Genomic DNA, 12,108 nt, shown 5'->3' with positions numbered 1-12,108 from the left:
CTGCAGGCACGGCCGGCGACCTCGACGAGGAGATCCCCCGATGCTCGACCCACGAACGATCCGCAACGCCTTCGGCCGCTTCGCCACCGGCGTCACCGTGGTCACCTGTGCCAAGGACGACGGCCTCCCCCACGGGGCCACCGTCAACGCGTTCACCGCCGTCTCCCTCGAACCGGCCCTGTGCCAGGTGACGCTCACCCGGCAGTCGAAGGCCTGCGGCTACCTGGAGGACGCGCCGTTCGCGGTCAACGTCCTGTCCTCGGCGCAGCTGGACACGGCGTGGCACTTCGCGGGCCGGCCGCAGTCCCCGGAGCCGGAATGGGCCGAGGGTCCGACCGCCCCCGTTCTCGTGGGCAATGCGGCGACCATCTCGTGCCGGCCCTGGCGCACCTATGACGGTGGCGACCACCTGATCGTCATCGGCGAGGTCGCCGACCTCCAGGTCGCCGACGAGGAGCCCCTCGTCTTCTTCAGCGGCCGCTTCCGCGAGCTGGCCGCCCCGGCGACCGGCATCCACTGGGCCGGGTCCATGGACTGCCCGGAGCTGGGGTGGTTCGACGCCTCGACCACCTTCACCCCGCTGCACTCCCACGAGCACCGCGCCGCCTCCTGAGCTCCGCGCGGCCCCTGCACCACCGCGTCACCCGACTCCACCGACGAAGAAGGGTTCTCCCGTGACACTCGAGCAAGAGCGCGAAGTCGTTGGCCCCACCAGTGCCGCCGACGGCGTCCCGGATCTGGACGCCCCCACGGCCACCCGGCCCATGACCGGCGACGAGTACATCGAGAGCCTCCGCGACGACCGCGAGGTCTGGATCTACGGCGAGCGGGTCGAGGACGTCACCACGCACCCGGCCTTCCGCAACCCGATCCGCATGACCGCGCGGCTCTACGACTCGATGCACGACCCCGCCGTCAAGGACAAGGTGACGACGCCGACCGACACCGGGAGCGGCGGCGTCACCCACCCGTTCTTCCGCGCACCGCACTCGGTCGAGGACATGGTCGCCGACCGCGAGGCGATCGCGACCTGGGCCCGGATGTCCTACGGCTGGATGGGCCGGGCCCCCGACTACAAGGCCGCCTTCCTCGGCACCCTGGGCGCGAACAGCGAGTTCTACGCGCCCTACGAGGACAACGCGAAGCGCTGGTACAAGGAATCGCAGGAGAAGGTCCTCTACTGGAACCACGCGATCATCAACCCGCCGGTGGACAGGAACCTCCCGCCGGACGAGGTCGGCGACGTCTTCATGAAGGTGGAGAAGGAGACCGACGCCGGACTGATCGTGTCCGGGGCCAAGGTCGTGGCCACCGGCTCGGCGATCACCAACTACAACTTCATCGCCCACTACGGACTCCCGATCAAGAAGAAGGAGTACTCGCTCATCTGCACGGTGCCGATGGACGCACCGGGCGTGAAGCTGATCTGCCGCGCCTCGTACACCCAGCAGGCCGCGGTGATGGGCAGTCCGTTCGACTATCCGCTGTCGAGCCGGATGGACGAGAACGACACGATCTTCATCTTCGACAAGGTCCTGGTGCCGTGGGAGAACGTCTTCCTCTACGGCGACGTGGAGAAGATCAACGGGTTCTTCCCAGCGTCCGGGTTCCTCCCCCGCTTCACCCTGCACGGCTGCACCCGCCTCGCCGTCAAGCTCGACTTCATCGCGGGCCTGCTGCTCAAGGCGCTGGAGATCACCGGCAGCAAGGACTTCCGCGGCGTGCAGACCCGCGTCGGCGAGGTCATCGGCTGGCGGAACATCTTCTGGGCGCTGAGCGACGCCATGATCCACAACCCCGACGAGTGGGTCGGCGGCACCATGCTGCCCAAGCTCGACTACGGCCTCACCTACCGGATGTTCATGATCCAGGGCTATCCGCGGGTGAAGGAGATCATCGAGTCCGACGTCGCCAGCGGGCTGATCTACCTGAACTCGCACTCGCTGGACTTCAAGACCCCCGAGATCCGGCCCTATCTGGACAAGTACGTGCGCGGCTCCAACGGCATCGAGGCCGTCGACCGCGTCAAGCTCATGAAGGCGCTCTGGGACTCGGTCGGTACCGAGTTCGGCGGCCGGCACGAGCTGTACGAGCGCAACTACTCCGGCAACCACGAGGGCGTGAAGGCCGAACTCCTCTTCGCCGCCGAGGCCCAGGGCACCACCGGCGCCATGAAGGGCCTGGCCGAGCAATGCCTCTCCGAGTACGACCTCGACGGCTGGACGGTGCCCGACCTCATCGGCAACGACGACGTCTCCTACTTCCGCAACCGCCGCTGACCCCCTCCGCCCACCCCCGCGGGCTCAGCGGCCCGCACCCACTCAACGAGGAGCGATCCGTGACCACTGTCGAGCACAGCCCCACCGCCGCCGGTTCCGGCGCCAACGCCACCCAGGCGTTCCGATCGGTCCAGAAGGAGGTCGCCGACGTCTCACCCGAGCGCGTCAGCGCCGTCGTCCGGAGCGTCCTGGAAGGCGTCCACAACGCGATCCGCGAGCAGAAGGTGACCTATCCGGAGTTCCAGGCCGCCAAGGCGTGGCTGATCGAGGTCGGCGAGGGCGGCGAATGGCCGCTGTTCCTCGACGTCTTCATCGAGCACGTCGTCGAGGACGTCACCTCACAGGCCCAACTGGGCAGCAAGGGCACGATCCTCGGCCCCTACTACCTGCCGGACGCGAAGCCGCTGCCCGCGAAGGCCACGCTCCCGATGCGGGACGACGAGAAGGGGACGCCGCTGGTCTTCGCCGGCCAGGTCCGCGACGTCGACGGCACCCCGCTGGGCGGCGCCGAGGTCGACATCTGGCAGGCCGACAGCGAGGGCTACTACTCCGGCTTCGCCCCCCACCTGCCCGAGGGCAACCTGCGGGGCGTCGTCACCACCGACGAGGAGGGCCGGTTCGAGATCCGCACGATCCAGCCCGCGCCGTACCAGATCCCGACCGACGGACCGACCGGCAAGCTGATCACCGCCGCCGGCTGGCACCCGTGGCGTCCGGCGCACCTGCACCTGATCGTGCGCGCGCCCGGACACCGGCCGATCACCACCCAGCTGTACTTCCAGGGTGGCGAGTACCTGGAGAGCGACGTCGCCGAAGCGGTCAAGCCCGAGCTGGTGCTCGACCCCCAGGACCAGGGCGACGGCACGCTGAAGTCCACCTACGACTTCGAGCTCGAGCGCGCCTGACCGACCGTTCTGCTGCGGCCTCCGGTCACCCAGCGACCGGAGGCCGCAGCCCTGCACGGGGCCGACGGCCCACCACCCCCACCCCATCGGCACCGACGCCGACGTACGAGGAGGAACCCCCGCGTGACCGCAGTGACCGAGACGCCCGCCTGGATCGCCGAGATCACCATGGCCGAGCTCGAGAAGGACCCGTACCCGTTCTACGAGCGGCTGCGCAAGGAGGCCCCGGTGGCCTTCGTCCCCGCGCTCGGCCTCCACATCGCCTCGACGAGGGCGGCCTGCCAGGAGATCGGGTCGCAGAGCGACATCTGGGACGGCGTGATCAGCCCGGCCGGCGGCCGCACCTTCGGACACCCCGCGGTGCTCAACGTCAACGGCCCCGAGCACGACGAGCTCCGCGGGATGGTCGACCCGGCGCTGCAGCCCAGCGAGGTCGACCGGTACGTCGACAGGCTCGTCCGCCCCATCGCCAAGCGGTACGTGGAGGCCTTCGAGAACGACGGGCACGCCGACCTGGTGGCCCAGTTCTGCGAGCCGGTGAGCGTCCGCGCCCTGGGTGACCTCATGGGCCTGCAGTCGGTCAGCTCGGACAAGCTGCGGGAGTGGTTCCACAAGCTGAACGTCTCGTTCACCAACGCGGCGGTGGACGAGAACGGCGAGTTCGCCAACCCGGACGGCTTCATCCCCGGTGACGAGGCGCGCGCCGAGATCCGGGCGGTGCTCGACCCGCTGCTGGACAAGTGGACCGTCGAGCCGGACGACAGCGCCCTGTCCCACTGGCTGCACGACGGCATGCCCGAGGGCCAGACACGGGACCGGGAGAAGATCTACCCGACCGTGTTCGTCTTCCTGCTCGGCGCCATGCAGGAGCCGGGGCACGCGATGGCCTCGACCATCGCCGGCCTCTGGACCCGACCCGACCAGTTCGAGCGGGTCGTCGACGACCCCAAGCTGATCCGCCGGGCCATCACCGAGAGCCTGCGCTGGACCTCGCCCATCTGGTCGGCCGTCGCCCGGGTCAACAAGGTCGACACCACTGTCGCCGGCACCTTCCTGCCGGCCGGCTCGGTCGTGATGCTGTCCTACGGCTCGGCCAACCACGACGCGAACGCCTACGACGCGCCGTCGGACTACGACCTCGACCGCGCGCCCGTCCCGCACATGGCCTTCGGCGCCGGCAAGCACGGCTGTGCGGGCATCTACTTCGCCAGCGAGGTGTGCCGGATCGGGCTCGAGGAGCTCTTCGAGAGCATCCCCAACCTCGAGCGGGACGAGACCAAGGAGATCGACTTCTGGGGCTGGGGCTTCCGCGGGCCGGTCGAGCTGCACGCGAACTGGGAGGTCTGAGCTGACATGACTGGGCACACCGTCCGCCTGCAGACGCTGGGCAAGGTCACCAGCTGCCGCGGCGACCAGTCCCTCCTGGACGCCTACCTCCGTGACAACGTCTGGCTGCCGCACGGCTGCACGCAGGGCACCTGCGGCAGCTGCAAGCTCCGGGTGCTCGACGGGGAGGTCGACCACGGGAACGCGCCGGCGTTCACCCTCACCCCGGAGGAGCGGGAGCAGGGGATCACCCTGGCGTGCCAGGCGACGCCGCGGTCGGACCTGCTGGTTGAGCCGCTGGCCGAGGTGAGCGACGACGGCGTCGTCCGGCACCCGCTCCGCGACCTCACCGGCAGCGTCGTCGTCCTGGAGGACATCGCCCGCGACACCCGCCGGGTCGTGATCGAGCTGACCGAGGCCATGCCGTTCAACGCGGGTCAGTACGCCGAGCTCGAGGTTCCGGGCTCAGGCGTGTGGCGCCAGTACTCGATGGCGAACCCTCCCTCGGAGACCCACCGGCTGGAGTTCCACGTCCGGCGGACCCCCGGCGGCATCGCCACCGACGGGTGGGTCTTCGCCTCGCTGGCCATCGGTGACACCGTCGACGTCCGCGGCCCGCTGGGCGTCTTCGGGATCTCCCGGCCCCAGGAGGAGCCGGCGATCCTGATCGCCGGTGGCACCGGCCTGGCCCCGATGAAGTCGATGGTGCTGCACGCGCTGGCCGAGAGGCTGGTGCCCGAGCTGTACCTCTACCACGGCGGGCGCACCGAGGCCGATCTCTACGACGGCGACCTGTTCCGGGCGCTCGAGGCCGAGCACCCGAACTTCCACTACCGGCCGTGCCTGTCCGAACAGCAGTGGGACGGCGCGACCGGCATGGTCACCGACGTCGTCCTGGAGGACTTCGAGAGCTGCAAGGGCATGTCGGCCTACCTGTGCGGGCCCCCTGCCATGGTCGAGGCCGCCGGCAAGGTGCTCAAGCGCCGCCGGATGGCCCCCCGACTGGTCTTCAAGGAGGAGTTCACCGACGCCGCCGACCTCGCGGCCGCCGGTGCCCCCCTCGCCACCGCCAGCTGAACTCCCGAACGAGAGGCGCTCCCCCGATGCACACCCTGATGGTCCTGTACCGCCCCCCGGCCGACCGCGAGGCGTTCAACCGGTACTACGAGCAGGTCCACCTGCCGCTGGCGCAGAAGCTGCCCGGCGTGCGGGCCGCGCGCTACAGCCTCGACGTCGCCGCGGCCGAGGGCGAACCCTCGTTCACCGCCGTCTTCGAGGCCGACTTCGACTCGGCCGAGGACATGGGCGCCGCCCTGGCCTCACCGGAGGGCGCCGCGGCCCAGGCCGACATCCCGAACTTCGCGACGGGTGGCCTGGAGATCCTGCACTTCCCGGCCCGCACGTCCTGATGCCCGCTCCTGCTCGGAGGGCTGCCCCGTGAACGACCTGCACATCGAACGAGTCAGCACCGCGATCCTCGACGTCCCCCTGCGGCGACCACACCGGTTCGCGCGCACCGGCATGGACGCCCAGCCGCTGCTGCTGGTCACCCTCACGACCCGCGGCGGCGTCTCGGGCATCGGGGAAGGCGTCGTCCCCGGCGGGCCGTGGTGGGGCGGCGAGTCGGTCGAGACGATGCAGCTGATCATCGAGCGGTACATCGCGCCGCTCCTGATCGGCCGCCGCGTCGACGACATCGCCGGCATCCAGCAGGCGATCAACGACGTCGTCGCCGCCAACCTCTACGCGAAGGCCGCCGTCGAGGTGGCCCTGCACGACGCGTGGGCCCGCAGCCTCGGCGTGCCGGTGCACACGCTGCTCGGCGGTCTCGCCCGCACCTCGATCCCGGTGACGTGGGCGCTGGGCACCGAGTCGGCGTCCGAGGTCGTCGAGGAGGCGCAGGCCAAGCTGGACGCCGGGTTGCACTCCAGCTTCAAGCTCAAGATGGGTGCCCAGGATCCCGCGGACGACGTCGCGCGGATCGTCGAGGTGGCCGAGAAGCTGTCGTGCAACGCGAGCATCCGGGTAGACATCAACGCCCGCTGGGACCTCATCACCTCGCTCCGCTGGCTGCCCCGCCTGGCTGAGGCGGGGGTCGATCTCATCGAGCAGCCGGTGCCGGGCGCCGAGGTCGAGTGGCTGGCTGAGATCAACGCGGCGCTGCCGATCCCGGTCATGGCCGACGAGAGCCTCCGGACACCGTCGGACGCACTGCGGCTGGTCAGGTTGCGCGCCGCCGACGTCTTCTCGCTCAAGACGACCAAGTCCGGTGGCCTCCGCTACACCCGCCAGATCGCCGACGTCGCCGCGGCTGCGGGCATCCCCTGCCACGGCGGCACCGCGATCGAGGGGCCGATCGGCACGGTCGCGTCCCTCCATCTGGCCTGCTCGACCCCGGCGGTCAGCTTTGGCAGCGAGCTGTTCGGCCCGCTGCTCATGCGCGAGGAGCTGCTCACCGAGCCCCTGCGCTACGCCGACGGCGCGCTGCACCTGCCCGAGGGCCCAGGTCTCGGGGTCGAGCTCGACCCGGCCGCCGTCGCCCGCTTCACCCGCCGCTGAATCCAGGAGGACCTGATCATGCTGTTCCACGTCCGCATGGACGTCGCCGTGCCCCGCGACCTCGATCCCGAGGAACGGGCGACGCTGCTGGCGAACGAGAAGGCCCGCGCGCTCGAGCTGCAGCGCACGGGCACCTGGGTGCACCTGTGGCGGGTGGTCGGCCAGTACAGCAACGTGAGCATCTTCGACGTGGAGAGCTCCGACGAGCTGCACGAGATCCTGTGGAACCTGCCGCTGTTCCCGTTCATGACCGTCGCGGTCACCCCGCTGACGGAGCACCCCTCGGCCCTCTCCGCCAATCCATGACCGTGGCGACCGTGACCGGCGCCCGGCTCTGGCACGGGCTGGACGACGTCCCGGCCGGCTTCGGCCCGTGCGCGGTGACGATCGGCGTCTTCGACGGCGTCCACCGCGGGCACGTACGGGTCATCGAGCGAGCGGTCGCCGTGGGTCTGGGGCGGGGCCTGCCGACGGTACTGGTCACGTTCGACCCGCACCCGGCCCGCGTGGTCGGCCCACCGCGCGACACCGCCGCGCTGTCGACACCGGGCCGGCGGGCGGAGCTGGCCGGGGAGCTCGGGGTGGATGCGGTGCTCGTGCTGCCGTTCACCGCCGAGCTCGCCGGCACGTGTCCCGACGACTTCGTCCGGCGGGTGCTGGTCGACGCGCTGGATGCCCACGCCGTCATCGTCGGCAGCGATTTCCGGTTCGGCGCCCGCGGGGCCGGGGACGTCGCCACCCTCGCCGAGCTCGGTCAGCGGCACGGCTTCACCGCCGACGGCGTCGACCTGCTCTCCCCCGAGGGCGTGCGGTGCTCGTCGACACAGGTCCGCACATGTCTGGCCACCGGTGACGTCGCCGGCGCGGCGCGGGTGCTGGGCCGGCCGCACCGCGTCGAGGGCCGGCTGGCCGGCGGCGTGCTGGCGGTCCCGCCGGGGACGGCGGTGCCGGCACCGGGCCGCTACCCCGTCGCGATCACCAGACTCGACGCGCGGGTCTGCGTGGAGGTCGTGGTCGGGGCTGGCGGCGCGATCCGCCTGGCCGGCGGCCCGGCGGGCGACGGTGTCGTCTCCTTGGACTTCCTGCCGGAGGGTGCCCGGTGACGATCGAGGAGCGGCTGCGGCGGCTGGAGGACGTCGAGGCGATCCGGTCGCTCGACGCCCGCTACTGCCGGCTGCTCGACGACGGCGAATGGCCGGGGCTGGTGGGGCTGTTCACGCCGGAGGGCATCTTCGACGGCCTGAGCCGGGTCGAGGGCCGGGCCGACCTGCTGGCCTTCTTCGCCGGCCTGGCCGACGGCGGCCTGACCGCGTTCTGGCACCACGTGTCCAACCTGGAGATCGAGGTGGACGGCGACCGCGCCTCGGTGACCTCGCTGCTGTGGCAGCCGTGCGTCGTCGACGGCGTCCCGCACGTGGCCGCCGGCCGCTACACCGACGAGCTGGTGCGCACCGAGGCCGGCTGGCGCTACCGGGAGAAGCGGGTGCGCTTCTCCTACTGGGTGCCCCTGGCCGACGGCTGGGACCGGCACACGTTCACGCTCGAGTCCGCCCGCGCCGCCACCCTGGAGGACACATGACCGCCCGCCTGCACGCCGTCGTGGACGGCCCCGCCGACGCCCCGGTGCTCGTGCTCGGCCCGTCGCTGGGCACCGACACCGGCCTCTTCGACGCGCAGGTCGCGGCGTTCGCCGACCGGCTGCGGATCGTCCGGTACGACCTGCGCGGCCACGGGGCGTCGGAGGTCGTACCGGGCCCCTGCACGATGGCCGACCTGGCCGCCGACGTGCTCGCGCTGCTCGACCGGCTCGGTGTCGAGCGCTTCTCCTACGCGGGGGTCTCCATCGGCGGGGCGATCGGCCAGCAGCTGGCGCTCACCGTGCCCGAGCGGCTGGAGAAGCTGGCGATCATCGCGTCGGCCGCGCAGTTCGCCGACCCGCCCTCGTGGGCGGTGCGGGCGCAGCAGGTGCGCGAGGAGGGCACCGGGTTCCTGGAGTCCTCCCGCACCGGCACCTGGTTCACGGCCGAGTGGGCGGAGCGCTCCCCAGGAGAGGCGAAGCGGCTGCTCGACATGCTGCGCGCCACCCCGCCGGAGGGGTACGCGGCCTGCTGCGAGGCGATCGGCGCGTTCGACGTGCGCGACAGGCTCGGCGAGATCACCGCGTCCACCCTGACGATCGCCGGCGCCGAAGACCCGGCGACGACGCCGGAGATGGTGCGGTCCATCGCAGATGGCATCCCGGAGGCGCAGTTCGCCGTCGTCCCCGGCGCCGCACACTTGCCGAACGCGACCGCTCCCGGGGTCGTCAACGAGGCGCTGCGCCGACACGTCCTATGACGCGGGTCGGCTGCGCTGCGCTCGACGACATGCTCCCCGCGGACCGCTGATGGTCAGAGGTGCGTGAGCGCTCCGCCAGGTCGATGACGTCGGCGTACTTGGCGTCGAGGTCGGCGAGGTTGTTGTCGTCCAGCGCGGTGTCCGGTCCGCGCAGGCCTGCCGCACGACATGCGGGTGGAAACCGGACTTGAGCGCGTCCATCGCGGTGGCCCGCACGCAGCCCGACGTCGAGACGCCGGCGATCATCAGGGTGTCCACGCCCGCGGCGTGCAGCGTCGTGGCCAGCGACGTCCCGAAGAACGCCGAGGCGTACAGCTTCACGACGACGATCTCCCCGGACTCGGGTTCCAGCGCGAGGTCACCCCAGGCGCCCGGGGCGTTCTCGGCGAAGCAGGCCCGCACCAGCACCTTGCTCGTGACCAGCCCGCCGTCGGCCAGGCTCTGGTGGTTGCGGGACAGCACCCGCAGACGACGAAGCCGGGGCCACCGCTGTGTGCGGTGGCCCCGGCTTTTCGCCAACTAGGGGCCTGGCTTTTCGCCAGCACCCCGTGGTGGGGTTGTCCCCGAAATGCGTCTCTCCAGGTCAGCCGACTGTAGTTGATCTTTGCCGATCGGCGGTCACAACAAGATCGCGTTCTGTCCACACTGCGGTATCGAGAGCCGGCCCGTACTCAGGGAACTTTGGCGGCCAGCACGTCCGCAGGGAAGATCTCCGGATCGGTGGCCAGCAACCGGTCGGCGTTCTGCATCAGCGCCGCCGCGATCGGGCCGTCGAGGTGCGCCTGCCGCTCGGCCGGGCCGGGGAAGGCGTCGACGATCCAGAAGGTGGACTCGTCGGTGCGGAGGGCGAACCATACGGTCGTGCCGCTCTCGCCGTTGGCGAGTTCCACGGCGCCGGCGAGGAATGCCGCCACCTCGTCGCAGGTCTCCGGCTTGGCGGTGAGCCTCACGACGAGCGCCTTGGTCGTCTTGCTGTTCATGTCGGCTCCTCCGGCCCGAAAGGTGAGTCGGTCCGCACGCTAGGCCGGAACCCCCCTGGCCGACATCCGTCAGTTGACCGATTCCGCCGCCCGCCGCGCGGCGACACGATGGCTAGGTCCCCATCGTCGAGGAAGGCCCTGGTCAGGAGGGACGCTCGGGGTCACGGCCGGGGCAGAACCGTCAGCACCCGCACCAGGTGGTCCCTGAACTCCTCCATGAAGTCCTTGAGGAAGCCGGCCGTGGTCTCGTCGACGACCTCCCCGTCGTCACGGAATCCCTCCGCCGTGAACTGGACGTATGCCTCCGGTGACGTCATCTGCCGGGCATTGCAGAAGCTGAGCACTCCACGCAGGCTCTGCTGCGCCACCGCGGTGCCGATGGCCCCGATGGACGCTCCGATCACGGCGGCCGGGATGTGGTGGAACGAGTTCTTGCCCCAGGGGCGGGAGGCCCAGTCGATGGCGTTCTTGAGGGCTCCGGGGATGGACCGGTTGTACTCCGGGGTCACGAACAGCAGTGCGTCCGACCCGGCGATCGCGTCCTTGAGCGCCCGGGCCTCCGGCGGGTAGTCGCTGTCGTGGTCTGGGCTGTACAGCGGCAGATTCCCGATCGGGATCTCGGTGAACTCCAGATCCGGCGGGGCGAGTCGGATCAGCGAGCGGGACAGGATCCGGTTGATCGACGTGGAGGAGAGGCTCCCCACGAAGTAGCCGACCTTGTACGTGGTCCCTGGCGACTGCGACATGTGAGCCTCCATCGGCGCCCGCGGCGGACCCGCCGCTGCTTCCCGACGGTAGGTCCTGCTCCCCTGGGCCGACATCCGTCAGGTGACCGATTCCGCCGCCCGCCGCCCGGTGTCACGGGCGAATGCGCCCGGTCGGGCTCTGGCAGCCACCGGCATCCGTCGCAGCGGATGTGTCGTTCCGGATTCCGCCTTCCATCCTCGAGGGGCGCGAGCCATGACGGAAACCAGCGCCCACGCCGTGACCCTGCCCGGCGGAGCCGCCGTCCCGCGCCTGGGCATGGGCACCTGGTACCTGGGTGAGGATCCGGGCGGCCACGACATCCAGCCGTCCGCCTCCCGGACCGGTATCGACAGCGCCCACGCGATCGAGAACCGGCTTCACCCAGGACGAGCTCGACCAGCTGGACCGGATCTTCCCGCCACCGACGGCGAACGCCCCGCTCGAGATGCTCTAGGCCAGCCGCCGAGTCGTCGTGGGGATGACCGAAGCATGCGGCGGCCGGTGGACGACGAAGCCGGGGCCACCGCTGTTCGCGGTGGCCCCGGCTTGACGTTCAGGGGTGGGTGTGGTGGTGGAGGTGGCGGGAATCGAACCCGCGTCCTTCGACGTACAACCAGGGCTTCTCCGAGCGCAGTCCGCGCTGTCTCTGCTCGACCCCGTCGATCATGCGGACAAGTCGACGTGACGGGCCCAGTCACTGTTTGATGTCCCGCACGTACCCGCGACCGGCACGTGCAGTGAGTCATCTAGCTGATGCCAGGATCCGGGCCGATGACGAACCCGGGCTGACAGACTCGCCTAGCTGCTGTTAGGCAGCGAGAGCGAAGTCGCGCTGATTGGAATCGGCGCTTGTGTTTTTTCCAACGCGTGGTTAACGAGCTCATCGTTGGCTTCCTCGGCTCGCTTCCCCTGGTCACCCGACCGAAGTCGAGACCAATCACCCCCTGTGCAGTTGTGCAGACAGCGTAGCGCTCC

The 12,108-nt window shown here is 70.6% G+C and carries 14 protein-coding genes and 1 other RNA gene; 11 read left to right on the top strand and 4 right to left on the bottom strand.

Annotated features, from left to right (window positions below; translation table 11 throughout):
- Positions 1–40: 40 nt before the first annotated feature.
- The 11 genes from DQ244_RS03950 (at position 41) to pcaD (ending at position 9,406) form a co-directional block, all read left to right on the top strand.
- Positions 41–613, top strand: a complete 573-nt coding sequence (locus tag DQ244_RS03950; RefSeq protein WP_091379150.1) for a flavin reductase family protein — start codon at positions 41–43, stop codon at positions 611–613.
- 61 nt (positions 614–674) lie between these two features.
- A complete protein-coding gene (locus tag DQ244_RS03945; protein WP_199580149.1) occupies positions 675–2,279 on the top strand; it encodes a 4-hydroxyphenylacetate 3-hydroxylase family protein in 1,605 nt (534 codons plus the stop codon).
- A 59-nt stretch (positions 2,280–2,338) separates the two neighbouring features.
- Entirely contained in the window at positions 2,339–3,184 is an 846-nt protein-coding gene (gene catA, locus DQ244_RS03940; protein ID WP_233491154.1) for a catechol 1,2-dioxygenase, read from the top strand.
- Between the two features lie 123 nt (positions 3,185–3,307).
- Positions 3,308–4,531 (top strand): cytochrome P450, encoded by a 1,224-nt coding sequence (locus DQ244_RS03935; RefSeq protein WP_218120669.1) that lies wholly within the window; start codon positions 3,308–3,310, stop codon positions 4,529–4,531.
- Positions 4,532–4,537: 6 nt separating this feature from the next.
- Complete coding sequence (locus DQ244_RS03930) at positions 4,538–5,587, top strand: NADH:ubiquinone reductase (Na(+)-transporting) subunit F (RefSeq protein WP_091379140.1); 1,050 nt, start codon at positions 4,538–4,540, stop codon at positions 5,585–5,587.
- Positions 5,588–5,613: 26 nt separating this feature from the next.
- Positions 5,614–5,919, top strand: coding sequence for an EthD family reductase (locus DQ244_RS03925; protein ID WP_091379137.1), 306 nt, complete (start codon positions 5,614–5,616; stop codon positions 5,917–5,919).
- Positions 5,920–5,947: 28 nt separating this feature from the next.
- A complete protein-coding gene (locus DQ244_RS03920) occupies positions 5,948–7,069 on the top strand; it encodes a muconate/chloromuconate family cycloisomerase (protein WP_091379134.1) in 1,122 nt (373 codons plus the stop codon).
- An 18-nt stretch (positions 7,070–7,087) separates the two neighbouring features.
- Positions 7,088–7,375, top strand: coding sequence for a muconolactone Delta-isomerase (catC, locus tag DQ244_RS03915; protein WP_199580147.1), 288 nt, complete (start codon positions 7,088–7,090; stop codon positions 7,373–7,375).
- An 11-nt stretch (positions 7,376–7,386) separates the two neighbouring features.
- Positions 7,387–8,172: a bifunctional riboflavin kinase/FAD synthetase gene (locus tag DQ244_RS03910; RefSeq protein ID WP_199580145.1), complete on the top strand. Its 786-nt coding sequence runs from the start codon at positions 7,387–7,389 to the stop codon at positions 8,170–8,172.
- On the top strand, positions 8,169–8,648 hold the full coding sequence (locus DQ244_RS03905) for a nuclear transport factor 2 family protein (RefSeq protein WP_091379125.1): 480 nt from the start codon (positions 8,169–8,171) through the stop codon (positions 8,646–8,648). The genes DQ244_RS03910 and DQ244_RS03905 overlap by 4 nt, the downstream gene beginning before the upstream one ends.
- Complete coding sequence (gene pcaD, locus DQ244_RS03900; RefSeq protein WP_113810106.1) at positions 8,645–9,406, top strand: 3-oxoadipate enol-lactonase; 762 nt, start codon at positions 8,645–8,647, stop codon at positions 9,404–9,406. Before DQ244_RS03905 ends, pcaD begins: the two co-directional genes overlap by 4 nt.
- On the opposite strand, the gene DQ244_RS03895 is transcribed toward pcaD, so the two are convergent.
- The 4 genes from DQ244_RS03895 to ssrA all read right to left on the bottom strand — a co-directional run bounded on the left by DQ244_RS03895 (position 9,401) and on the right by ssrA (position 12,078).
- Entirely contained in the window at positions 9,401–9,868 is a 468-nt protein-coding gene (locus tag DQ244_RS03895) for an isochorismatase family protein (protein ID WP_233491153.1), read from the bottom strand. The genes pcaD and DQ244_RS03895 overlap by 6 nt on opposite strands.
- 209 nt (positions 9,869–10,077) lie before the next feature.
- Positions 10,078–10,386, bottom strand: a complete 309-nt coding sequence (locus tag DQ244_RS03890; protein WP_113810105.1) for a putative quinol monooxygenase — start codon at positions 10,384–10,386, stop codon at positions 10,078–10,080.
- 161 nt (positions 10,387–10,547) lie between these two features.
- Positions 10,548–11,132 (bottom strand): NADPH-dependent FMN reductase, encoded by a 585-nt coding sequence (locus DQ244_RS03885; protein ID WP_113810104.1) that lies wholly within the window; start codon positions 11,130–11,132, stop codon positions 10,548–10,550.
- Between the two features lie 570 nt (positions 11,133–11,702).
- Positions 11,703–12,078: a transfer-messenger RNA gene (gene ssrA, locus DQ244_RS03880) on the bottom strand.
- Positions 12,079–12,108: the final 30 nt, after the last annotated feature.

It is taken from the genome of Blastococcus sp. TBT05-19 (genome assembly GCF_003319095.1).
Classification (GTDB): Bacteria; Actinomycetota; Actinomycetes; order Mycobacteriales; family Geodermatophilaceae; genus Blastococcus.
The sequence above is the reverse complement of the archived record's forward strand: the minus strand, read 5'-3'. Positions and strand labels throughout refer to the sequence as shown.

Bases quoted from the DNA above. Each gene is read 5' to 3' on its own strand.
- DQ244_RS03950 (WP_091379150.1), top strand. From the start codon at position 41: ATGCTCGACCCACGAACGATCCGCAACGCCTTCGGCCGCTTCGCCACC.
- DQ244_RS03930 (WP_091379140.1), top strand. From the start codon at position 4,538: ATGACTGGGCACACCGTCCGCCTGCAGACGCTGGGCAAGGTCACCAGC.
- DQ244_RS03925 (WP_091379137.1), top strand. From the start codon at position 5,614: ATGCACACCCTGATGGTCCTGTACCGCCCCCCGGCCGACCGCGAGGCG.
- catC (WP_199580147.1), top strand. From the start codon at position 7,088: ATGCTGTTCCACGTCCGCATGGACGTCGCCGTGCCCCGCGACCTCGAT.
- pcaD (WP_113810106.1), top strand. From the start codon at position 8,645: ATGACCGCCCGCCTGCACGCCGTCGTGGACGGCCCCGCCGACGCCCCG.
- DQ244_RS03890 (WP_113810105.1), bottom strand. From the start codon at position 10,386: ATGAACAGCAAGACGACCAAGGCGCTCGTCGTGAGGCTCACCGCCAAG.
- DQ244_RS03885 (WP_113810104.1), bottom strand. From the start codon at position 11,132: ATGTCGCAGTCGCCAGGGACCACGTACAAGGTCGGCTACTTCGTGGGG.